At 61.3% G+C, this 22,979-nt stretch carries 22 protein-coding genes; 15 read left to right on the top strand and 7 right to left on the bottom strand.

What is annotated here, in order from left to right; all coding sequences use genetic code 11:
- Positions 1-26: 26 nt before the first annotated feature.
- From SPHINGO391_RS19650 to SPHINGO391_RS19635, 4 genes are all read right to left on the bottom strand, one after another.
- Positions 27-614 carry a TRAP transporter small permease subunit gene (locus SPHINGO391_RS19650; RefSeq protein WP_152010428.1) on the bottom strand — a complete coding sequence of 196 codons (588 nt, stop codon included), beginning with the start codon at positions 612-614 and terminating at the stop codon, positions 27-29.
- Positions 615-719: 105 nt separating this feature from the next.
- Positions 720-1,814, bottom strand: coding sequence for a TRAP transporter substrate-binding protein (locus SPHINGO391_RS19645; RefSeq protein WP_152010427.1), 1,095 nt, complete (start codon positions 1,812-1,814; stop codon positions 720-722).
- A 216-nt stretch (positions 1,815-2,030) separates the two neighbouring features.
- On the bottom strand, positions 2,031-3,191 hold the full coding sequence (locus SPHINGO391_RS19640) for a cation:proton antiporter (protein WP_152010426.1): 1,161 nt from the start codon (positions 3,189-3,191) through the stop codon (positions 2,031-2,033).
- 95 nt (positions 3,192-3,286) lie between these two features.
- Positions 3,287-4,372 carry a cytochrome c3 family protein gene (locus SPHINGO391_RS19635; protein ID WP_244615267.1) on the bottom strand — a complete coding sequence of 362 codons (1,086 nt, stop codon included), beginning with the start codon at positions 4,370-4,372 and terminating at the stop codon, positions 3,287-3,289.
- A 233-nt stretch (positions 4,373-4,605) separates the two neighbouring features.
- Between SPHINGO391_RS19635 and SPHINGO391_RS19630 the strand changes: the two genes are divergently transcribed.
- From SPHINGO391_RS19630 to SPHINGO391_RS19590, 9 genes are read left to right on the top strand one after another with little or no spacing between them, the layout of a single operon-like run.
- Positions 4,606-5,868 (top strand): NADH:ubiquinone reductase (Na(+)-transporting) subunit A, encoded by a 1,263-nt coding sequence (locus SPHINGO391_RS19630; protein ID WP_152010425.1) that lies wholly within the window; start codon positions 4,606-4,608, stop codon positions 5,866-5,868.
- Complete coding sequence (locus SPHINGO391_RS19625; protein ID WP_152010424.1) at positions 5,865-6,683, top strand: RnfABCDGE type electron transport complex subunit D; 819 nt, start codon at positions 5,865-5,867, stop codon at positions 6,681-6,683. Before SPHINGO391_RS19630 ends, SPHINGO391_RS19625 begins: the two co-directional genes overlap by 4 nt.
- Positions 6,676-7,476, top strand: a complete 801-nt coding sequence (gene nqrC, locus SPHINGO391_RS19620; protein ID WP_152010423.1) for an NADH:ubiquinone reductase (Na(+)-transporting) subunit C — start codon at positions 6,676-6,678, stop codon at positions 7,474-7,476. The genes SPHINGO391_RS19625 and nqrC overlap by 8 nt, the downstream gene beginning before the upstream one ends.
- A gap of 1 nt (position 7,477) precedes the next feature.
- On the top strand, positions 7,478-8,131 hold the full coding sequence (locus SPHINGO391_RS19615; RefSeq protein WP_152010422.1) for an NADH:ubiquinone reductase (Na(+)-transporting) subunit D: 654 nt from the start codon (positions 7,478-7,480) through the stop codon (positions 8,129-8,131).
- Positions 8,128-8,727, top strand: a complete 600-nt coding sequence (nqrE, locus tag SPHINGO391_RS19610) for an NADH:ubiquinone reductase (Na(+)-transporting) subunit E (protein WP_152010421.1) — start codon at positions 8,128-8,130, stop codon at positions 8,725-8,727. The genes SPHINGO391_RS19615 and nqrE overlap by 4 nt, the downstream gene beginning before the upstream one ends.
- Positions 8,724-9,944 (top strand): NADH:ubiquinone reductase (Na(+)-transporting) subunit F, encoded by a 1,221-nt coding sequence (gene nqrF, locus SPHINGO391_RS19605; RefSeq protein WP_152010420.1) that lies wholly within the window; start codon positions 8,724-8,726, stop codon positions 9,942-9,944. Before nqrE ends, nqrF begins: the two co-directional genes overlap by 4 nt.
- Before the next feature lie 4 nt (positions 9,945-9,948).
- Positions 9,949-10,914: an FAD:protein FMN transferase gene (locus SPHINGO391_RS19600; protein ID WP_193217349.1), complete on the top strand. Its 966-nt coding sequence runs from the start codon at positions 9,949-9,951 to the stop codon at positions 10,912-10,914.
- 12 nt (positions 10,915-10,926) lie between these two features.
- Entirely contained in the window at positions 10,927-11,091 is a 165-nt protein-coding gene (locus SPHINGO391_RS19595) for a hypothetical protein (protein WP_193217348.1), read from the top strand.
- Positions 11,084-11,482: a CBS domain-containing protein gene (locus SPHINGO391_RS19590; protein ID WP_152010418.1), complete on the top strand. Its 399-nt coding sequence runs from the start codon at positions 11,084-11,086 to the stop codon at positions 11,480-11,482. The genes SPHINGO391_RS19595 and SPHINGO391_RS19590 overlap by 8 nt, the downstream gene beginning before the upstream one ends.
- A 6-nt stretch (positions 11,483-11,488) precedes the next feature.
- Here the strand turns inward: SPHINGO391_RS19590 and SPHINGO391_RS19585 are convergent, their stop codons facing one another.
- Positions 11,489-12,649: an acetate/propionate family kinase gene (locus tag SPHINGO391_RS19585; protein ID WP_152010417.1), complete on the bottom strand. Its 1,161-nt coding sequence runs from the start codon at positions 12,647-12,649 to the stop codon at positions 11,489-11,491.
- Between the two features lie 271 nt (positions 12,650-12,920).
- Between SPHINGO391_RS19585 and SPHINGO391_RS19580 the strand changes: the two genes are divergently transcribed.
- The 6 genes from SPHINGO391_RS19580 (at position 12,921) to SPHINGO391_RS19555 (ending at position 19,759) form a co-directional block, all read left to right on the top strand.
- Positions 12,921-13,958, top strand: a complete 1,038-nt coding sequence (locus SPHINGO391_RS19580) for a BMP family protein (protein ID WP_244615265.1) — start codon at positions 12,921-12,923, stop codon at positions 13,956-13,958.
- Positions 13,958-15,508, top strand: a complete 1,551-nt coding sequence (locus tag SPHINGO391_RS19575; protein WP_152010416.1) for an ABC transporter ATP-binding protein — start codon at positions 13,958-13,960, stop codon at positions 15,506-15,508. The genes SPHINGO391_RS19580 and SPHINGO391_RS19575 overlap by 1 nt, the downstream gene beginning before the upstream one ends.
- The gene (locus SPHINGO391_RS19570; RefSeq protein ID WP_152010415.1) at positions 15,498-16,547 is read left to right on the top strand and encodes an ABC transporter permease; all 1,050 of its coding nucleotides are present in this window, start codon (positions 15,498-15,500) and stop codon (positions 16,545-16,547) included. Before SPHINGO391_RS19575 ends, SPHINGO391_RS19570 begins: the two co-directional genes overlap by 11 nt.
- A 244-nt stretch (positions 16,548-16,791) precedes the next feature.
- Positions 16,792-17,733: an ABC transporter permease gene (locus tag SPHINGO391_RS19565; protein WP_152010414.1), complete on the top strand. Its 942-nt coding sequence runs from the start codon at positions 16,792-16,794 to the stop codon at positions 17,731-17,733.
- On the top strand, positions 17,730-19,019 hold the full coding sequence (locus SPHINGO391_RS19560) for an amidohydrolase family protein (RefSeq protein WP_152010413.1): 1,290 nt from the start codon (positions 17,730-17,732) through the stop codon (positions 19,017-19,019). Before SPHINGO391_RS19565 ends, SPHINGO391_RS19560 begins: the two co-directional genes overlap by 4 nt.
- Before the next feature lie 107 nt (positions 19,020-19,126).
- Positions 19,127-19,759, top strand: coding sequence for a hypothetical protein (locus tag SPHINGO391_RS19555; protein WP_152010412.1), 633 nt, complete (start codon positions 19,127-19,129; stop codon positions 19,757-19,759).
- A gap of 20 nt (positions 19,760-19,779) precedes the next feature.
- On the opposite strand, the gene lysS is transcribed toward SPHINGO391_RS19555, so the two are convergent.
- Positions 19,780-21,276: a lysine--tRNA ligase gene (gene lysS / locus SPHINGO391_RS19550; RefSeq protein ID WP_152010411.1), complete on the bottom strand. Its 1,497-nt coding sequence runs from the start codon at positions 21,274-21,276 to the stop codon at positions 19,780-19,782.
- Positions 21,277-21,280: 4 nt separating this feature from the next.
- Positions 21,281-22,753 (bottom strand): glutamate--tRNA ligase, encoded by a 1,473-nt coding sequence (gene gltX / locus SPHINGO391_RS19545; protein WP_152010410.1) that lies wholly within the window; start codon positions 22,751-22,753, stop codon positions 21,281-21,283.
- Positions 22,754-22,979: the final 226 nt, after the last annotated feature.

Here is a 22,979-nt window from a genome sequence, read left to right as displayed (position 1 = left end):
CTTTCTCACAGCGCCATGCGAAATTTCTATTTGCCAGGAATGACGGAGCGGATCGTGTCCATGTCCGCTTCCGTGAGCAGGTCTTCGGTCTCTTTCACGTCCGCAAGCCTTTCGGGCCAGACGCCGTGCCGCATCGCGATGACACAGCGAACGAGCTCGGCCGCGCCCTGGATCATGAGCAGTGCGCCCGACACCGGGATCAGCGACTTGAAGAAATAGATCTGGATGCTTGCCGGGCTGTTGAAGCTCACTTCCTTGTAGCGCCAGCTGTCGGAGGCGATTTCATAGCCGAACCACACCAATGCGAGGATGCCGGGGAAAAAGAAGAGGAAGTAGAGCACGAAATCGAGGGTGGCCTGCACCCTGACCGGGAACAGGCGGTAGACCACGTCTGCCCTGACATGGGTGTCCTGAGCCAGAGCGTAGGCGCCGCACATCAGAAACAGTGCGCCATACATCTGGATCATCATGTCGAAGGCCCAGACGGTCGGAGCATTGAGCACGTAGCGCACGAAAACCTCGTACGAGACCGACAGGGTGAGGATCAGGATACACCAGCCGAAGGCCCTGCCGACCCAGAGGCTCAAACCCTCCACGGCGTAAACAAATTTCATGAGTTGCCCCTCCAGAATAGCCGGGGTGTTTGTCGCCCACCCCTAGGCGCTGGACGTCCGGGGATCGCAAGGAGCCCCGGACTATCCGATTGTCACGCTTCCAGATCAGCCGAAGTAGTGCTTGTAGGCCTGCTGATAGTTGGGCTGGTTCAGGTTGAGATAACCCATGACATTCTTGGCGTAGGCCATCTGCGATTCCATCACCTTGGCGAAGAAGGGGTCTTCATCGGCAATCCGCTTGGTGACCACATCCCATGCTTCGAGCTGTGCGGCCATCACGCTGTCGGGCGTACGGAAGACGCTGACGCCATCCTGCTCCTGAAGCTTGACGAGGTCGTCAGCGTAGCGCTTGGTGTTGCCCCAATAGAAGCCTGAGTTCTCGGCCATGGACGCGTTGCGGATGATCGCCTGGTGTTCCGGCGACAGCGCGTTGAACTTGTCCTTGTTGATCGTGACCTCGAAGCACTCCTGGCTCTGGTGGTAGGATGCAAGGTGGTAGAACTTCGAGACGTCCTGCATGCCGAAATCGCGGTCGGAGGTCGGGTTGTTGAACTCCGCGGCGTCGATCAGGCCGGATTTCATCGCCGGCTGGATTTCGCCGCCCGGCAGCTGCACCACGGACATGCCCATTTCGAGGAGAACGTCAGCAGCGAGGCCAACGGTCCGGTACTTCAGCCCCTGCATCTGGCTGGCGTCGGTGATCTCCTGCTGGAACCATCCCAGCGGCTGCGCCGGCATCGGCGAGTTGAAGAACGAGACGACGTTCAGACGGAGATTGCTCATCAGCTCGTCGAACAGCTCCTGGCCGCCGCCGGCATAGATCCAGCCCAGCATTTCCTGGCTCGACCAACCAAAGCAGGGGCCGGTGCCGAAGAGCGAAGCCGCCTTGGACTTGCCGTACCAATAGGCCGACACGTAGTGCGCTGCATCGAGCACGCCACGGTGGACCGCGTCCTGCATCTGGCTGGTCTTGACGACGGCGTCGACGGACAAGACTTCGATGACCAGGGATCCGCCTGACATTTCGTTGACACGGGCGGCAAACGACTGAGCGTTCTCGAGAAAGATACCGCCGCCCCAGGCGGCCTGCATCTTCAGCGTGGTCGGTGCGTTCTGGGCGATTGCCGGGGTTGCGAGAGCGGCAGCACCGGCGACAGCCGAACCGCGCAGGAATCTTCTGCGGTTGAGTACGTTGGACATGTTTCCTCCCAAGGAAATATTTTGCTTAACAGTTTTTCGGTGCTGTCTTTATTCGTTCCCTCCGCTTGTTCTGGCTCGATCGGATCGAGCTGAACAATATGACAGCAAATTCATAGTGTCATTTGAATGCATTGATGGCAAGCGCACGATCCTTGCCCCCGCAGGTTTTCACGCTGCAATTCAAGCTCATCCATTGGTCTTTAGTCGCATATGCGATTACGTTGGACTTACACGGCGGATGGCGGTCTGGGTCAAAAACGGACCGACCAACTCAAAGGCAATGGTGCTTGCGACTGCAACGGCGAGCAACTGCTCTCCAATTTCTGGAAAGCGCTCGCTGGCCACGAGGGCCATGCCGATGGCGACGCCCGCTTGTGGCATCAAGCCCAGTCCGGTCATTCTGCTTTCATGATGGGGCAGTCCGGCCAGGCGGCCTCCGGCCCAGCCGCCAAGCAGCCGGGCGAACGCGCGCAAGATGAAATAAGCAGTGCAGATGTAACCCACTTCCATCAGGTTTCCGGTCTTTAGGGAAGCGCCGGCCATGACGAAGAACAGCAGCATGAACGGCCACTCGATTCGTTCGATCTCGTGGAACGGGCGGTCGTGGTGGCGAGCCAGGTTGACGATGGTGGTGCCGCAGACCATGCCGGTCAGCAGGAATGATACCTGGAAGTGCAACGCCAGGCCCGCGCACAGAAAGACCAGGCCGATGGCCTCGATGAGCGTCGGTTCGCCGGGCTTTATCCGCCCTGTTAGAAATGCTGCGGGCAAACCGATGGCAAGCCCCAGCGCGATGGCTCCACCTACCTCTGTCGCCCCGTGGATCAGTGCCATTGTGGCATTTTGATCGACCATGATTCCGGCCAGTGTCATTGCCATCGAAAAGGCAAGCAAGCCCCAGGCGTCATCAATGGCGACAATCCCGAGCAGGTTTGTCGCAAACCTGCCCTTGGCTCCGGCCTGGGTAATGACGTCATGGGTTGCGGCAGGATCGGTGGCGGCCGACATGCCTCCCAGAAGCACCGCGATCCCCACTGGCAGACCGATAAGCCAGAGGCCGGTGGCCACCACAACGACCGACACGGCAACGAGGGTCAGCGATATGATCATGATCTCACGGCCATGAGATTTCAGTGTCTCGGGACTCAGACTGCCACCCAGCAGGAAAGCGACCATGGTCAGGGCTGTCGGAGCATAAAACTCGTCGGACTTGTTGAAGTCATGCGGTAGCCAATCAAGCAGGGGTGGTCCGACGACGGCTCCCAGCAGGATCAGCAGGGTGACACGGGGAACGTGAACGATGCGGCCGATCTTGTCGAGCAAAAGCCCGGCAAGAAACAGAATGCCGACCGCGATGAGTATTTCGGAATTGGCCATCGGTTCCCGCCCTTGGTGTCAGAAGATCATGCGATAGGGAATGAAAAAGCGGCCCGGGAAGTGCCGGACCGCTCGCAATCGGGTCGAGATGGCCTTCAGGGCCTTGTCATTCCGGCCATGTCGACGGCGGCCTTGGAGGAGAGATCCTCGAGGCTGTCATAGGCAAGCTGGATGGCGTAACGCGGATTGTGGGCGTAGGCGCCGGGTTCCTTGGCCAAGAACTGATAGTTATAGGCAGCCCGCAACAGCCGCGGCGTCCAGCTCTTGTAGCTGTTGGGGAACTTGGCTTCGTCCGGATCCGCCTGACCGTTTCCGTTCAGGTCATTGAAGAAATACGGATAGGCGTGCGCATCATACACCACCGGCTTGCCGACCACGTCTTTTGCATACAGCAGGATGGCGTCGCCAAGTCTTTCGTGCAGCGTGCTGATTTCGGCGCTGATGCCTTCTTTTGCATCGCCATCGCCATCAATATCGGCTGGGGTCGTGCGAATTGCGCGGACTGTTTCCGCGCCCTTGTGGCAGGCCACGCATTGATCAATGGCGACGACCTTGGTGGTGTGCGGATTGTGGCATGTGGTGCAGCTGTTGAAATCGGGCACATGGGCGAATTTTTCAGCGTAAGTCTTGCCCTCATACTGGTAGCCGCCACGCACAGCGCCGCCGAACACGGTCGCGGCCGAGGCGGCATAGTGCACGTTGATGAAGCCAAGTTCTGCGTTGATTGTGTCATTCTCGCTGCCAGCTATGGAGGCGTTGACGGTGTCGCCCGATGCACGGCCCTGGTGACAGACCATGCAGATCGCTGAGGGACTGGCTTCGGTCATGATTTCACCCGAAGGGAAGGTGATCTGCTCGAGACTGCTTGCAGCCTGGTTGTGGCAGGCTACGCAATCAACGGGCGATTCGATCGTGCCGGGCGCGTCGACCTTGCCGGCCATCGAGCCATCCGCTCCGAGAAAATCCAGCAAACCGGGGCCGGAATGGCAGGTGGCACAATCCTCGGGCACCGCGCCATCCTTGTTCCAGTGAACAAAGGATTCTGACTTGCGGTCGCCGTGTGGCGAGGCCATCCAGCTTTCGACGATTGCGGTAATCGGCGATGTGTCCTGCGCGTGACCGGCAGGGATGGCGATGATGATCAGCGGGATCAGGGACAGTAAAGTTCGAATTCGGAACACGGCAGACCTCCAGCGGTTCAGACAAATGAATGTTTCCGGCAATTCTGGATGCTCTTCTTGTCCCCCGATAATGACGCCTGATCGCGTGGCTGCATTGATCTCGCTCAATGGAGGCACGGATTGATCCTGATAGTGTCCTTGTACCGTGATTGATCAACAGGGTCTGCTGGTGCTCTCCCAGCGACCTTCTGGTTGGCTGCCGGTAAGGAAGAAACAGAGGGTGGGGCCAGGACGTGTTTCCGGGGTTGAGGACTGACCATACGAGGTTGCCCGCGCAGGTGATCCATGCCGGACCTGCGGTCAGTCGCGTTGCGCTGCTGGGCGCTGATCTGCCGGGACTTCGGCCCCGGCTAATGTGCGACCAGGGCAGCAATGTCATGTGCGGGCAGACGCTGTTCCACGATCGTCTTCATCCGGAAATTGTCTTCGTTTCTCCGGTGTCGGGTGTCGTCGAGTCGATCACGCTCGGACCGCGGCGCAGCCTCTCGGCCCTGGTGATCCGACTGGAAGCCGGCCAGCACGAGCCAGATCCGATCACCATGCCGATGTCGTCTGCCACGGAGGTGCGCGCGGCGCTGCTCGCCAAGGGCTTCTGGCCCGCCTTCCTGACCCGCCCCTTCGGGCGGATCCCCGCACCCGACGCGGAAGCCGAGGCGATTTTCGTGACGATGACGCCTGACAACCCGCATGCGCCTGATCCGCGCGTGGTACTCGCCGACGAGCAGGATGTCTTTGTGGCGGGCCTCAAGGCCGTGGCGTTGCTGACGGCAGGGAAGGTCCATGTCTGCCAGACTCCCGGAACAGACATCGCTGCCGGTCTTGGTGACCGCATTCGCGGCGCCTTCTTCGCGTCTGGCGGGGCTTCCGGCCTGGCCGGGACCCATATTCACCGACTGCATCCGGTCGGTCCGGGGCGCTCGGTTTGGAGCATCGGCTATCAGGATGTCTTGTCCATCGGGAAGATGGTGATGACAGGTGCTCATGATTTCAGCCGCGTTGTTGCCCTGACGGGACCCCGGGCCCGCGCGCTGCGGCTTGTCCGGACCATCACCGGCGCCAGCCTGACTGAGCTGACTGGCGGAGAAGCCCTGCCGGATCCTCGCGGCCTGCCGCCCTGTGTTCTTTCCGGCTCTGCGACAAGTGGACGGCGGGCAGCCTGGCTCGGCCGCTATCACCAGCAGATTACCTTGCTGGATGATGTCCCTTCACGGCGGGAGCCTTCCGCCAAGGGCCTGGTCAAACGGCTGCGCCTTGTATCTTCGCGGCCGGCACCGGTGATACCCACAGCAGCACTCGAAAGCGCCTTGGACTTTGGTGTTCCGGTCATCCCGTTCCTGCGCGCCTTGAGCGTTGGTGATGCAGAGACTGCAAGTCGCCTAGGATGCCTGGAAATGGTCGAAGAGGATCTGGCGGCTGTTTCTCTCGCCTGCACCAGCGGGGCTGATTACGGGCGGATGCTGCGCCATGTGCTTGATGAACTGGCGGAGGATGCATGACCGGCTGGCTCCTTGATCCTCATCTCATGCGACAGCGCAGCGGATGGTCGCCCGCGCGAGTCACGCTGGCCCAGTTGATTGCGCTGGCCGCCCCCGTGGGCGTCAGTGTGGCTGAGCGCGGGGCAGCTCAGATTGGCGTTCTGACAACGGCTCTGGTCACCTGTCTCATCTGGGAAATGGCCTTTGCCCTGATCCGCCGGCGGGCGCTGAGCTGGCATATGGCGACATTGGCTCTGATCTTCACGGTTCTGGCGCCCGAGGCGCTGCCGTTGTGGCAGGTCGCCATGGCTGCGAGTTTCGGGGTTGTGTTCGGCGAACTGGTGTTTGGCGGGCGCGGCTATGGCATCGTACCGGGGGCAGCGGCGGCTGCCGGGTTCCTGGTGTTTTCCTTCACCGGGGCGGGCTTGGCGACGGTGAGTGGCGCCATGGCGCTCGCGACGCTTCCCGGCGCGCTGCTGCTGCTGCTGGGAGGCCTGATCTCCTGGCGGGTGCTGGTCTCGGCGGTTGCCGTGCTGATTGCTTTCGGTCTGGCGCGAGATGGTGCGGACAGCTTGCTGCTGGTGCTGACAACAGCCTTGTTCGGGCTGGTTTTCCTCGTGGCGGATCCCGTGGCTGCCGCGTCCACTCAGCCGGGCCGGCTGGTGTATGGTGTTCTGGTCGGCCTGCTGATTGTCCTCTTCGATACAATTGAGGGTCCGGCGATAGCGCCGGCGGCCATCGTGTTCGCTTGTCTGCTTGCGAGCCTGTTCGCGCCGCTCATCGATTATCTTGATGTAAAACTGGCGGTCAGACGGCGGGAGGCGCGCCATGGCTGAGCTGTTATCACCCGTTCGAAAGTTCTTCGCCCGCTCGAACGATGACCTGGTCAAGATCATCGGCATGGCGGTTCTTGTTGCCCTGGTATCCTCTGCAGCGGTGTCGGTTACCTCGGTCATGCTGAAACCCTACCAGGAGGCCAACCGGGCGGCCGAACGGCAGGCGCGTATCGATCAGATGCTTGATACGCTGCCTGGCATGCGTGACCTGATGATGGAATCGGGTGTCGATACGCTCGAAACAAGGCTGGTCAACCTGGATGATGGCAGTTTTGCGAGCAGCGAGGATCCGGCTGGTTTTGATCTCGACGCGGCGCTGCAAGATTCTGAGGCAAGCATAGCGCTTCAAGCGGATGCAGACATTGCGGGCATCAAGCGCCGGGCAAATCTGTCGCCGGTCTACCTGCTGCAGAAGGATGGCGACCTGAAGCTGATCGTTCTGCCGGTCTATGGCGCAGGCTACCAATCCACCATTCGGGCCGCGCTGGCGATAGAGGCGGACCTGACGACCATTGCGGCGCTGGCGATCGTGGAGCAGGGCGATACGCCCGGATTTGGCGCGCGGATCGAGGAACCGGAATGGCTTGCGCTCTGGCCCGGCAAGAAGATTGCCGACGAGACCGGGGCTGTCCGGATCGAACTGGTGCGCGGTGGGGCTTCGACCCCCTATGAAGTCGACGGGATATCCGGCGCCACGCGTACCAGCAACGGGATCACCAACATGTTGCGGTTCTGGCTGGGGGACCAAGGGTTTGGCCCGTTCCTGTCCAGGCTCAGGCAGGAGGGGCTCTAGGATGTCGCTCAAACATCACCTCATCAGCCCGCTGATCGGGAACAACCCGATTACCCTGCAGATCCTGGGTATCTGCTCGGCTCTGGCGGTAACGACCACCCTGTCGACAGCCATCACCATGTCGGTGGCGTTGACGGTGGTGCTCTGCCTGTCGGGCGGCGTGATCAGCCTGATGCGGCACCACATCCCGCCATCGATCCGGCTGATCATCCAGATCACCATCGTGGCTTCGATCGTGATCGTGATCGACCAGTTCATGCAGGCCTTCATGTTCGAGATGAGCAAGCGGCTGTCGATCTTCGTCGGGTTGATTGTGACCAACTGCCTGGTGCTGGGACGTGCGGAAGCCTTCGCCATGCGCAATCCGGTGGTGCCAAGCGTGCTTGACGGGCTTGGAAACGGCCTCGGGTACAGCCTGATCCTGCTGATCGTCGGGACGTTGCGGGAGTTTCTCGGAACCGGCGGTTTGTTGGGTGTGCCGCTGGTCAAAACCGTAGCCGAAGGCGGCTGGTTCGAGCCACTTGGCCTGATGCAGTTGGCACCGAGCGCGTTCTTCATCCTCGGACTTATGGTCTGGCTGGTGCGGGCGTTGCGTCCCGAGCAGGTGGAGCGGCCCGAGTTCCGGCTGGAAACCGCGGAGGACCGCCGGCCATGAGCGAGTTGCTGATCAAATCGGTCTTTCAGGAAAATCTTGCACTGTCCTTCTTCTTGGGGATTTGCACCTTTCTCGCCGTCTCCAAGCGGGTCGATACTGCTGTCGGCCTTGGGCTGGCGGTCATCGTGGTGCAGGCGATCACCGTCCCGCTCAATTACCTGATCTTCAACCTGCTGCTGTTGGAGGGCGCATGGGCCTGGGCCGGGTTGCCGGAAGTCGATCTGACATTCCTGAAGCTGGTGAGCTTCATCGGCGTCATTGCCGCGATGGTGCAGATCCTGGAAATGACGCTGGACCGGTTCGCGCCGCGGCTCTACCGGGCGCTCGGCATCTTCCTGCCGCTGATCACGGTCAATTGCGCGATCCTCGGCGGCAGCCTTTTCATGGTCGAACGCCGCTATGATTTCGGGGAGTCCGTGGTCTACGGCATCGGCAGCGGCGTCGGCTGGGCACTGGCGATCATCACCTTCGCGGCCATTCGCGAGAGGCTCAAATACAGCGACATGCCGAAAGGCGTAGAGGGGCTGGCCAGTGCTTTCATCGTCACCGGCCTGATGTCACTCGGCTTCTCGGCCTTTGCCCTGGTGACGCCATGACAGAGATCGCTCTTGGTATTGTCCTGCTGACGGTGATCGTGCTGGTGCTGGCGATCACGGTGATGTTTGCCCGATCGATCCTGTCGCCCTCGCGCCCTGCCGTGCTGACAGTGAACGGATCGAGCGAGTTCGACGCAAAGACCGGGGTCAAGCTGCTGACGGCGCTGAACGACAATGGAATTCTCGTGCCATCCGCTTGTGCCGGCGCGGGTACGTGCGGGCTGTGCCGGGTCAAGATCCTCAAGGGAGGCTCCGCACCGCTGCCAACGGAAGCTGCCCGGCTGACCAAAGCGGACCTGAAGGACCATGTTCATCTTGCCTGCCAGGTGGTAATGCGCGGTGACATGGAGGTCGAAGTCGACAACGACCTGATGTCGGCGGAAAAATTCGTCTGCACGGTTGAAAGCGTGCGGGCACTGACACCGCTGATAAGGGAAATCGTGTTGCACCAGCCCGACGGCATGGAACTCGATGTCGAGGCCGGATCCTTCGTGCAGGTTACCGCTCCGCCATTCGAGCACGACTATGCGGATTTCGATGTGCCGGATGCCCATGCCGAGGTCTGGAAAACGCTCAGGGCACTCAAGGTTTCCAGTTCCGAACCCGTGACCCGTGCCTACTCGGTCTCGAACCGTCCCGAAGATACGGAGGCGGGGCGGATCGTGCTCAACATCCGGCTGGCACTGCCACCGCCGTCGCGTCCCGACGTCATGCCCGGCGTGGTTTCCTCGTGGCTGTTCTCGCTCAAGCCGGGAGACAAGGTCGACACCTCCGGGCCGTTCGGCAGCTTCCGGGCACAGCCCGGCGAGGCTGAAATGATCTTCATTGGCGGCGGCGTCGGCATGGCGCCGCTGCGCTCGATCATCTTCGATCAGCTCGAGCGGCTCAAGAGCGACCGCCGCATCAGCTACTGGTATGGCGCGCGCAACAAGGCTGATCTGCCCTATCAGGACGAGTTCGACGCGCTGGCGGACAAGCATCCGAACTTCGGCTGGACGGTGGCGCTCTCCGATCCCCGTCCCGAAGACAACTGGCAGGGAAGCACCGGATTCGTGCACATGGTGGCCTGGGAGAACTATCTCAGGGATCATCCGGCACCTGAGGCCTGCGAATACTATCTTTGCGGGCCGCCGCTGATGATCCGCGCGGTGCTGGCGATGCTGGATGATGCCGGCGTCGACAAATCCCATATCTTCACAGATGATTTCGGAGTCTGATGCCATGCGGATGACACGACGCAGTTTTCTTGTCTCGACCGCAGCCGCGATGGCCTGGACCATGAGGCCTGCAGCGGCCGGGACGGTTGCGATCGGTGGTCCGGCATTCGGCAGCACCTGGCGTGCGGCCTTGCCGGAGGCAAGCCATTCGGCCGCAGTACGCAGTCTGGTTTCTGCCGTCGTCAGCGAGATCAATCAGGCGATGTCGCCCTATCTGGAGCAATCCGAACTCTCTGTTTTCAATCGCACCGAAACGGTTGACTGGCAGAACTGTTCGACCCCGCTTGCCGATGTCGCGGGCCACGCGCTCGAGATCTCCCGGCTGACCGAAGGCGCCTTCGATCCGACGATCGGTCCGCTGGTCAATCGTTTTGGATTCGGGCCTATCCATGGAGAGCGGGCGCATCCGGCAGACCTGTCGGTTTCGTCGAACGGATTGCGCAAGCGATTGCCCGGCCTGACGCTGGATCTGTGCGGGATCGCCAAAGGTTATGCGCTAGACCGGATCATCGAGGAGCTGCCGGCTGTTGGAGTGGATTCGGTGATGTTTGAGCTTGGCGGCGAGGTTCGCACACTCGGTCGTCATCCGGACGGGCGGGCCTGGCGGGTCGGCATCGAACGGCCGGACGCCAAGCCAGGTCTCGTCGAGCATGTTGTTGCACCTGGTCCTCTGGCTCTGGCGACATCGGGAACCGGAAGGCAATACATCAGCCTGGGCGAGGGCGGTGTCAGCCACCTGATCGATCCGCGCTCCGGCCGTCCGGTCGACGCCCTGCCGGCATCGGTGTCGGTGCTGGACGCATCCGCAATGCGCGCTGATGCCCTGGCGACCGCGCTGATGGTGATGGGGATGGAGCGGGGAGCGGCATTCGCCGAGACCCATTCCATTCCGGCGCTTTTTGTCCGGTTTGAGAAGCGTGGCAGCCACGAGATCATGACCGGCGGCTTCGACGCTTACGTGATTGCCTAGGAGGAACAGGCGATGGAGACATTTCTGCTCGCATTTGGACTGGTTCTGCTCTCCGTGCTGGGGCTGGCGCTGGGTGTGATTTTCGGACGCTCACCACTGAAGGGTTCGTGCGGCGGTCTGGCTTGCGCCACCGGGCTGTCGTGCAGTGGTTGCCGCAAGGGTGGGACCGATGAGTGAGCGGCCGCGGATCAGGACCTATATGAGCCGTGAACTGATCACGCTGATGCCAGAGATGGAGATCAACCGGGCGATGAACCTGCTGATCGACAATCGGATTTCCGGCGCGCCGGTGCTCGATGCGACCGGAAATCTTCTCGGCATGCTGTCCCAGAAGGACTGCTTCAAGGCGGCGCTGCATGCGAGCTATTACCGGGAATGGGGCGGCAGTGTTGCCGACTATATGTCCTCCAATCCGGTGTCGCTGGATGCGGATCTCGATCTTGTGGAGGCTGCCGAAGTGTTTCTGGCGAGTTCTTTCCGGCGCTTTCCCGTGATGTCGGAGGGGCGGCTGGTGGGTCAGATCAGCCGATCGGACCTGCTGCGGGCACTGGCCGGCAACTGGCAATAGGCTCAATCAGCCCAACAGCCCGGCCACAGCCTGGGCGATGATGTGTTCCTCGTCGGCTTTGACAATGAAGGCCTGTCTTGCGCTTTCTGGGGCGGTCAGGCGACTAGCTCCTGCGGCATTGGCGGCTGCGTCGAGACTGAAGCCGAGCCATTCAAGCTTTTCGAGAACCATGGATCGGATCGGTGCTGCGTTCTCGCCGATGCCGCCGGAGAAGACCAGTGCGTCGATGCCGCCAAGACTCGCCGCCGCGCCGCCGATCTCCTGAACCAGCCGGTCGACAAACATCTCAACCGCAAAGCCGGCATCGGGTTGCTCGCTCGACAGAAGCGTTCGCATGTCGCCTGACAGGCCGGATACGCCGGAAAGCCCGCTCTGGTGATAGAGCAGCTTGCCGACGGCTGCGGTGTCGCCGCCATGTTGTTCGACCAGCCAGAGCACTGCGCCAGGATCGAGCCGGCCCGGACGCTGGCCCATCATCAGCCCGTCAAGCGGGGTGAAACCCATCGACGTCCAGACACTTTTTCCATCGATCATGCCGCAGATCGAGCAGCCATTGCCGAGATGGCAGGCGATCACCCGGCCCGAGGAAAGGCCCAGGCCAGAAAGGCTGGCGGCGACATGCTCATAGGACAGGCCGTGGAAGCCATAACGAATGAGTCCATCCCTGGCATAATGGCGCGGCAGGGGCATTTCACGGCGCACTGCGGAGATGTCTGAATGGAACGCGGTGTCGAAACAGGCGATCTGCGGAACATACGGAAGGGCCTGTGTGGCCGCGTCGATGCCCGCCAGATTATGCGGCTGGTGGCCAGGCGCCAGAGGTGAGAGTTCTGAGATGCCCGAGCGGATCTCTGGGGTGATCCTGACAGGGGCATTGAACAGTTCGCCGCCGTGAACAATGCGGTGGCCGACACCCTCGATCGCTCCCGCGCGAGGCAGGACGATCTCATTGATCAGCCGCGGCAGCACCTCGGCGTGGCCCTGATCGGGGTCGCCGAATTCCAACTTCTCACCGGCCGACGTTTTTAGCCGTGGCGTCTGGTCGTGGCCGATTGCCTCGACCAGTCCGGAGAAGCTGCGTTCGAGCCGGTCTGTGAATACTGCAAACTTGATCGAAGACGAGCCGCAATTGAGCGCCAGCAGATTCTTGCCCGAGCTGTCGGTCATCCCGATCACGTCCTTTTTAGTTAGCACCGGCGAGGCCGGGTGTTTCGCAGATGCCACCTTTGTGCCGCTTCGCGCGCGATGCGCAACCAAAAATCCGCGCTGGCCTGCCTGACGAAGGTGAATTGGCCTGATTGCCGGGCAAAAGGACGAGATCGCGAGGATTGTGCACAGCAAGTATTACGCTGTTGCCAAGGCGGGATGGGCGTTTTATCATTTGGTCAAAAATAATGACGGGTGCAGCTTAAATCTTTGTCAAACAGGAGCGTCAGCCATGACAAGAACAACCATGTCCAGCCATCCCAATCTCCTCAAACGCCGCCAGGTTCTCGCAGGTGCCGCTGCCGGTGCCGCAGCGCTCGCCATGCCGGGCTTCATGGGCCGGGCGCGCGCCGAAGGGCCGCTCAAGGTCGCCGCGATCTACACGGTTCCGGTCGAACAGCAGTGGGTCAGCCGTATCCACAAGGCCGCCAACGCGGCCGTCGCCCGCGGCGACATCGAGTATGTGTTTTCCGAAAACACCTCGAATAATGACTACGAGCGCGTGATGCGCGAATACTCCGAAGCCGGTCATGACCTGATCATCGGCGAAGTCTTTGCGGTCGAGGATGCGGCTCGCCAGGTGGCCGCCGATTATCCGGAAACGGCCTACCTGATGGGCTCGAGTTTCCTTCCCAAGGACGATGCACCGAACTTCGCTGTGTTCGACAACTACATCCAGGACGCATCCTACCTGTCCGGTATCATCGCAGGCGCCATGACCAAGTCAAACAATATGGGCATGGTCGGCGGTTTTCCGATTCCGGAAGTCAACCGGCTCATGCACGCCTTCATGGCGGGCGTGAAGGAAACGGCACCTGACACCAAGTTCCAGGTTGCGTTCATCGGTTCGTGGTTCGATCCGCCGAAGGCCAAGGAGACCGCTTTCGCGCAGATCGATGGTGGAGCGGACATTCTCTACGCCGAACGCTTCGGTGTGTCCGATGCGGCGAAGGAAAAGGGCATCCTTGCGATCGGCAACGTGATCGACACCCAGGCAGACTACCCCGATACGGTGGTGGCCTCGGCGTTGTGGCATTTCGAGCCGACGCTCGACCATGCCATCGAGATGGTCAAGGCAGGCACGTTCAAGGCCGAGAATTACGGGGTCTATTCTTTCATGAAGGAAGGCGGCTGTTCGCTGGCACCGCTCGGAACCTTCGAGGGCAAGGTTCCCGAAGAGGCGATGAAGCTGGTCATGGAGCGGGAAGCCGCAATCAAGGACGGCTCCTTCGTGGTCGAGATCAACGACGAAGAGCCCAAGTCCAGCTGATGGACGCCAACAATGGCCCGGAGGCGGAGACGGTTCTCCGCCTCTCGGGCATCACCAAGAGATTTGGCCCGCTGGTCGCCAATGACGGCATTTCGCTGTCGCTGAAGCGCGGCGAGGTGGTGGCGCTGCTTGGCGAAAACGGCGCCGGCAAGACCACGCTGATGAACATCCTTTTCGGCCATTACACCGCCGATGAGGGAGAGATAGAGGTGTTCGGCAAGACGCTGCCGCCTGGAGACCCGCACGCGGCGCTGGCTGCCGGCATCGGCATGGTGCATCAGCATTTCACGCTTGCCGATCAGATGACGGTGCTCGAAAACATCGTGCTTGGCACGCGTCCGCTGTGGTCGTTCAACCTGGGCAAATCAGCCGCCCGGGATAAGATCCGGCGTCTGGCCGTGGACTACGGGCTTGAAGTCGATCCGGACCGGATGATCACCGAATTGTCTGTCGGGGAGCGGCAGCGGGTCGAAATCCTCAAGGCGCTCTACCGCGAGGCGCGGATTCTCATTCTCGATGAACCGACCGCGGTGCTGACGCCGATGGAAACCGAGGCGCTTTTTGCCACGCTCGCAAAATTGGTCGCGGCGGGGCTTTCGGTGATCTTCATCTCGCACAAGCTCGGCGAAGTTCAGGCGGTTTCCGATCGCGTGGTGGTTTTGCGGGGCGGCAAGCTCGCAGGCGAGCGCAAGACTTCCGAGGCGACACGCAGGGAACTGGCCGAACTGATGGTTGGCGGGCAATTGCCGGTCAACAAGATCGGACCAGCATCGCCCCGGAATTGCCTGTTCGAACTCAAGGGTGTTTCGACGCGAAGCCTGGGCGGCGCGGCGCTCAAGCAGATTTCCATGCAGTTGCGCGGTGGCGAGATTACCGGCCTCGCGGGCATTTCCGGCAATGGCCAGGCTGCACTGGCGGCGCTGATTTCGGGGACCTTGGAATCTGTGGAGGGTGACATCCTCGTTCATGGCGAGAAGGCCGAGCGATGGTCTCCCGGCGCGGCGCTGGAGCGGGGCCTGGGGCGGATACCGGAAGACCGGCATGCAACCGGCATGATCGGCGACATGAGCGTGGCCGAGAACGTGATTTCAGAGGCCTATCGCAGCCCACGGTTCTCGAGGTTCGGGTTTCTGAACTGGAAGGCCGCGGCAGACTTCGCAACTGACATCATCAAGGCCTACGACGTCAAATGCCCGTCGCCGGATGCCCGAGTGCGGCTCTTGTCCGGCGGCAACATGCAGAAGCTCATTCTGGGCCGGGCGCTTGACGGGGATCCGGACATCATTCTCGCCAGCCAGCCGACCCGCGGGCTTGATGTCGGGGCCGTCGCCTATGTGCATGCGCGGTTGATCGAGGCGCGCGACCGGGGGGCTGCAGTGCTGCTGATTTCCGAGGACCTCGATGAGATCCAGACGCTGTCTGACCGGATCCTGGTTATCCACCGGGGCCAATTGTCGAGGCCATCCCTGCGGGGCGAACTCAGCGTCATGCAGCTCGGCGAACTGATGGCCGGGCACGGGCACGACGAGGGGGCGAGCCATGCGGCTTGAACCGAGACCGGCCAGGTCAGCCGCGGCCAGCATCTTGTGGCCGGCCGGGGCAATCCTGGCGACCGTGGTGTTTTCCTCGCTGCTGGTGATGATCGCCGGCGCGTCGCCGCTGACGGTATTCTGGCTTGTCTTGAAGGGCGCGGCCGGATCGCAGTTCGCGCTTCTGGAAACCCTGACTCGGGCGACACCGCTGATCTTCACCGGGCTTGCCGTGGCGGTGGCGTTCCGAGCCAAGCTCTGGAACATCGGCGCCGAAGCACAGCTTTATCTTGGAGCGGTGATGACCGTGGTGATTGGCACGGGTGCTGTGACCCTGCCATCGGCGGGGCTGATTCCACTGATCATGATCGCCGCGATGCTGACGGGTGCGCTTGCCCTGCTCGGCCCGGCGATCCTGAAGACAAAGTTTGGAGTCGACGAGGTGGTGACCACGCTGCTCTTGAACTTCATCGTGCTGCTGTTCGTCTCCATGCTGCTTGAAGGCCTGCTGAAAGATCCGATGGGTCTTGGCTGGCCGCAGTCCAGGCGGGTGATCGAAGAAGCGCAGTTGCCGCGGCTGATCAAGGGCAAGCGGCTGCATTTCGGGTTCGTCCTCGCCATCGCTTCGGCCATCGTGGTCTGGGTGATCATGAAGAAGACAACGCTGGGCTATGAGATGCGCGCGGTCGGACACAATGCGGAAGCGGCACGCTTTGCCGGCATTCCGGTCAACCGGGTGATCGTCAAGACAGCTCTCTTGTCGGGCGGGCTTGCGGCGCTGGCCGGGTTTTCCGAAGTCGCCGGTCTGAAAGGCAACCTGACGCTCGATTTGTCGCCGGGCTACGGCTACACCGGCATTGTCGTCGCCATGCTGGCGATGCTCAACCCGCTCGGAGTCATTGCCGCCGCGATCTTCGTGGCCGGCATCTTTGTCGGCGCCGATGCGATGAGCCGAAGCGCCAATGTGCCGAGTTACATTGCCGAGGTGATGGTGGCGACATCGCTGCTGACCATGGTCGCGGCGATCATGCTGATGCGCTACCGCGTGCGCTGGAGGTGAATGTGAAATATCGATTCTTAGCAGCGCATCCCCACCCCCCTCTGTCACCTGCGGTGACATCTCCCCCGCAAGGGGGGAGATTGGCCGATTGCCATTCTGCGCTCAGCCCGATGGTCTCACGCGGTGCAGTTTTTGAGGACAAGAGCGGCATGTCCGCATGCCTCCTATCTCCCCCCTTGCGGGGGAGATGTCGGCATCGCCGACAGAGGGGGGTAGCTCACCGCGTTACCAGAGGCTGGCTATGATGGAAGCCTTCGAGATTCTGTTCACCGCCAGTTTCTGGGTTGCGGCGATCCGTATTGCCTCGCCGCTGATCTTCGCCACCATGGGTGAACTGATCTGTGAGCGGGCGGGTGTGCTCAATCTGGGGATCGAGGGCATCATGGTGGCTGGCGCGTTTTCCGGCTGGTTTACCGTCTACATGGGCGGGGACCTGTGGACCGGCGTACTTGTCGCCGCGCTGACCGGGGCGATGTTCGGGTTGCTGCACGGCTTCCTGACCGTGCCGCTCGGGCTGTCGCAGCATGTGACCGGTATCGGGATCACGCTGCTTGCGGCGAGCCTGACCTATTTCACCTACCGGATCCTGCTGCCGGAAGTGTCCTCGCCGCCGAAGATCGAGCCGTTCCAACCTTTCGCGGTTCCGGTTCTGTCGGATATCCCGGTGCTCGGTCCGGCGCTGTTCAATCAGACGCCGCTTACCTATCTCGCCTATTTCACCGTCGCCGCTGTCGCATTCGTCTTCTACCGGACGCCGGTTGGCGTGGCGGTACGGGCGGTCGGCGAAAACCCCTCCGCGGTCGAGGCGCAGGGCATATCGGTGACCGCCGTGCGGATCGGCGCGGTGATGGTCGGCTCGGCGCTGATGGCAATCGGCGGAGCGTTTCTCACCATGTCGGCGTTCAACTCGTTCTTCTTCGAGATGATCAACGGACGCGGCTGGATCGCCATCGCGCTGGTGGTGTTCGGCTCCTGGCGGCCGGGCAAGGCGCTGATCGGCGCCATCCTGTTTGCAGCCTTCGATGCCTACCAGGTGCGGCTGCAGCAGATCACCGGCGGTGTCATCCCCTACCAGATCTTCCTGATGATGCCGTTCGTGCTGTCGATCGTGGCGCTGGTCGTGGTCGCCCGGCGGGCGACCTATCCGAAGGCGCTGATGATCCCCTACCAGAAAGGCGAGAGATGAGTTTTGACACCTTGCTCAAGGGCGGTGTGCTGCCCGACGGGACGACCGCGGACATCGCCATCAATGACGGGCGGATCGCGGCGATCTCGCCAGCCATCGAGGCGGAAGCGGGCGAGATCATCGATATCACGGGCGATCTGGTTTCGCCGCCCTTCGTCGACCCGCATTTTCACATGGATGCGACGCTGTCCTACGGACTGCCGCGGATCAATGCCTCGGGCACACTGCTGGAGGGGATCGGCCTCTGGGGTGAACTCAAGCCGCTCCTGACCCACGAAGCGGTCAAGGAACGGGCGCTTGCCTATTGCGACTGGGCCGCTTCGATGGGCCTGCTCGCCATCCGCACCCATGTCGATGTTTGCGATGACCGGCTGCTGGCGGTCGAGGCTTTGCTGGAAGTCAAAAAAGAGATCGCGCACTACATCGATCTGCAACTGGTGGCATTCCCGCAGGATGGGCTGTACCGGTCATCGACGGCCCGCGCGAATACAATCCGGGCACTCGATCTTGGAGTGGATGTTGTCGGCGGGATTCCGCATTTTGAGCGCACCATGGCGGATGGGCGCGCATCGGTGACGGAGCTTTGTGAAATTGCCGCTGAACGCGGTCTGATGGTCGACATGCATTGCGACGAGACCGATGATCCGTTGTCGCGTCATATCGAGCAACTGGCCTACGAGACGCAGCGGCTGGGGCTGCAGGGCCGGGTGGCGGGGTCGCATCTCACCTCGATGCATTCGATGGACAATTACTACGTCTCCAAGCTGCTGCCGCTGATTGCGGAGGCCGAGGTTGCGGCAATTCCCAATCCGCTGATCAACATCACGCTGCAAGGCCGCCACGACACCTATCCGAAGCGACGCGGCATGACGCGGGTGCCGGAAATGCTCAAGCATGGAATCCGGGTCGGTTTCGGTCAGGATTGTGTGCTTGATCCGTGGTATTCGCTGGGCACGGCCGACATGCTTGACGTCGCCTTCATGGGATTGCACGTGGCGCAAATGACCAGCCCTGAGGACATGCGGCGTTGCTATGAGATGGTCACCACCGAAAGTGCCGCGATCATGGGGCTCGAGGACTATGGCCTTGAGGCCGGCAAGCGCGCCGATCTGGTGGTGCTTGATGCGGGCAACCCGATCGAGGCAATAAGGTTGCGGGCAACGCGGCTGATGGTGATGGCACGCGGCAAGGTCATCGCCCGGCGTGAGCGATCGCCCATGCGGCTTGATATTCCTGGCCGTAAAGCTGACATTGATCGCCGCTTCAGGATTGCTGATCCAAGCTGATCCCGTCTGATCCGGATTGAAGCACATCTTAAGAAACAGGGTTAATACTTACGTAAGGGCGTTTGGCTACACTGTGCAGAGTTGTTCTGCGTCAAGGGTATCCAGTCATGGCAGCCGCCAAGCGTAATCTGTTCAGTCTGTTTCGTGTCTCGCGCAAGCTCGTTTTGCTGTCAGGCGGGTTTCTTTTTGTCCTCGGAGCTTCCGGAACGGCTGCGTTGGTGTTCGCCCCGGCAAACATGATCCCGGGGTTCCAGGAAGAGGCCGGCGGTCATTGCCGGACGGTGTATCAGTCCGAATTCCGGCGCGGCAAGGAAAAGCGGCTGATCGCCCTTGTCGCGGGCGACGATGCCGAGCCCAGGGACCGGGTCAAGACAGGCATGCGCCTTGCGCGCCATCTTTCCGAAAAGCTCGATCCCGATCTCATTATTGTCCAGGTCGCCGATCATCGCGGACCGACTACAAGAGCCGAACTTCGCGGTTCCGCGATCGGTGCTGAAATCGTCTACGCGCCGGTTCCTACGAGGACGCTTGCCGTGTCACAGCCGTGGGAAGTGCGTTACATCAACACAGTGCCAACCAGCACCGGCTACTATTTCGGCGAACGGGTCGATATGCCCCAAACCGAGATCGAAGCCATCGCCCATGAAATCGAAAAGATCGAGGGCTGTGATGGCGACCAGGTCGATGAGGAGGCCCAGACCGTAGCAGCAAGCGAGCCGGCGAAAGCCGCCGGGCATTGATGCCCGGCTTGGGGTTCTGACTATTCGCTGCGCGTCTTGCGGGCTGGGAACAGGATCACATCGCGGATGGACGGCGCATTGGTCAGCAGCATGATCAGGCGGTCTACGCCGATGCCGAGGCCACCTGCCGGCGGCATGCCCTGGTCGATAGCATCAAGAAACTCGTCATCGAGCTGTTTCTCGCTCTCGCCGCGGGCATGGGCCTGCTCGAGCTGTTCGACCATGCGCTTGCGCTGTTCTTCCGGGTCATTGAGCTCGGAGAATGCGTTGCCCAACTCCCAGGCGTTGCAGTAGGTCTCGAAGCGTTCAACCAGGCGCGGTTCGCCCGGCACTTCCTTGGCGAAGGGCGAAATGTCCTTGGGGAAATCGATCACATGGGTTGGCTGAATGAGTGAGGCCTCGACCTTTTCCTCGAAGATGAACGCCAGGCATTCGCCCCAGGTCCAGTCGTCCTCGATCTCAAAACCTGCCGCTTTGGATGCTGCCCTGGCCTCCTCGTCGGTGGCGATCGCGCGGAAATCTATGCCGGTCGCATCCTTTACCGCATCGGGCATGGCAACCCGGCGGAACGGTCCCTTGAAGGAGAGTTGCTCCTCACCGTAGGTGATGTCGGTGGTTCCATGGACCGCCAGGGCCAGCTTTTCGAACAATCGTTCGACCAGCCCCATGATGTCTTCATAGTCGGCATAGGCCCAGTAGCATTCCAGCATGGTGAACTCGGGATTGTGCCGGGTCGACACGCCCTCGTTGCGGAAGTTGCGGTTGACCTCGAAGACCTTGTCGGTCAGCCCGGAGACAAGCGCACGCTTGAGGTAAAGCTCGGGCGCAATGCGCAGGTACATGTCGAGCTTGAGCGTGTTGTGGTGTGTCTTGAAAGGCTCCGCCGTTGCGCCGCCATAGACCGAATGCAGCATCGGGGTTTCAATTTCCATGAAACCTTCGTCTTCCATGAAGCGGCGGATGCCGGAGACGATCTTCGAGCGTTGCTGGAAGCGGAGCTTGGAATCCTCGTTGGTCAGGATGTCGAGATGGCGCTTGCGGTAGCGCAGTTCGATGTCGGAAAGACCATGCCACTTTTCCGGCATCGGCAGCAGCGACTTGGTAAGCATGGTGATCTCGTGGGCGTTGACCGTGAGTTCACCACGCTTGGTGCGCCTGACTTCACCGGTGACGCCGATGATGTCACCCAGATCGATCAGCGGCAGGAGATCGCGCGCCGCTTCCGGCGTAGTATCCTTGTGGCTGAAGATCTGCACCTTGCCCGAGGCATCATGGATATCCATGAACATGCCGGAATTGCGCGAGGAATAGACGCGCCCGGCGACCGTGATGATCTCGCCGGTCAGCGTATCAGGTTCGATGTCAGCGTATTTTTCCGCCAGCTCCTGGTTGGTCATGGTGCGGTGAAAATGCGCCGGATAGACCTCGGCGACCGTCTCGCGCAGTCTGGCGAGCTTTTGGGCGCGCACCTCGGTGACGTCGGAGGAGAGGCCGGCTTCAGGTGTCTTTTCGTTCATTGTTCTACCCGTTGTTGGCTTTGGCTGCTTCAACGCCGGCCTTGACCGCTGTTTCGGCCTGCTTGAGGCGCTGACGCACGACCGAGCGGCCGAGAATGGACATGGAGTCAAAGAGCGGCAATGACCGCGACGAACCTGATACCGCAATGAACAGGGGAGCCAGCAGGTTTCGAAGCTTGATGTCGCTGCGCTCGGAAATGGCGCGCAGTTCCGCCTCGATGGTTTCCGCGTTCCACTCAAAAATCTTTTCCAGGTCCGGCTGAACCGTCTGAAGAATGGTCAGCACGTCTTCCAGCGACACCTTCTTGATGTTGGAGAAGTCCGCCGCGGTCAGGCCGAGGTCACCCTTGAGCAGGAAGCCGGTCAGATCCGGCAGGTCGGAGAGCTTGGTGATGCGGGACTGCGCCAGTTTCATGCCTTCGCGGAAACGGCCGTTTTCCTGGGCCCAGGCCAGAACGCGTGCGACGAAATCCTCTTCGGAAATGCTCTCGCGCAGCCAGCGGCCGTTGAGCCAGTCGAGCTTCTGGAGATCGAAGATCGCGCCGGCCTTGGACAGGTTCTCCGGGTCGAAATTGGCGACCAGCTGATCCATGGTCAGCAGTTCCTCGCCTTCGGCGATCTGGATGAAGAACAGGCCGAGGAAGTTCATCAGCGCCTCGGGAAGGAAACCGAGTGCAGCGTAATAGGAGATCGAAGTCGGATTCTTGCGCTTGGACAGTTTCGACTTGTCGGCGTTGCGCATCAGCGACAGGTGCATGAACACCGGTGGCTCAAGACCCAGATACTGGTAGATCAGGATGTGCTTGGGGACAGAGGCCAACCATTCCTCGCCGCGTGCAACGTGGGTGATCTTCATCAGGTGATCGTCGACCACATTGGCCATGTGATAGGTGGGCATGCCGTCGGCCTTGAGCAGGACCTGCATGTCGACGGCTTCCCAGGGAATTTCGACCTCGCCGTAAACGCCGTCGACAAACTTGCAGGAGCCTTCGGTCGGGATCTTCATCCGGACCACCGATGGTTCACCCGCATTCATCCGTTCGGTGACTTCCTCGACGGTGAGGCTCAGGCAGCGGCCGTCATATTTCGGCGGCTTTCCGGCCGCGCGCTGGGCGGCGCGCATCTCGTCAAGGCGCTCGGGCGTACAGAAACAGCGAAAGCCGTGGCCGTTTTCGACGATCTTGTCGACATAGGGGCGGTAGATGTCCTTGCGTTCGCTCTGCCGGTAGGGGCCGTACGGACCGCCGATATCCGGGCCTTCGGACCAGGACAGGCCGCACCATTTCAGCGCGTCGAGAACCTTCTGTTCAAACTCCGGCGTCGAACGGGCGGCATCGGTGTCTTCGATACGCAGGATGAACTCGCCGCCGTTCTTTTTCGCAAAAAGGTAGTTGAACAGCGCGATGTAGGCGGTTCCGACATGCGGCTCGCCAGTCGGAGACGGTGCGATGCGCACCCGCGTTGCAGTGTTGGCCATTTTTGTTCGCCCGCTTTCAGGTCCGGTTGAATGATGCGCGCGGCGGCTTTTGCCGGCTGCGATCGCTGTCCGGTAACGCTGCAGCCAGGCAAGGCGCGGCGGAGACCGGCAGGCGCTGCCTTAGGCCATATTGTGCCGGTGGCGTCAAGTATAAGGGCCGCTTGCCGGTCTGCCGCGAGAGGATTGGCGTTTTGCAGAGCAGGTGCCGGATCCCGCAGATCTTTGA

It is taken from the genome of Hoeflea sp. EC-HK425, from assembly GCF_902498795.1.
Lineage (GTDB): Bacteria > Pseudomonadota > Alphaproteobacteria > Rhizobiales > Rhizobiaceae > Hoeflea > Hoeflea alexandrii.
Note: the sequence above shows the minus strand (reverse complement) of the source record. Positions and strands in the feature narration are given on the sequence as shown.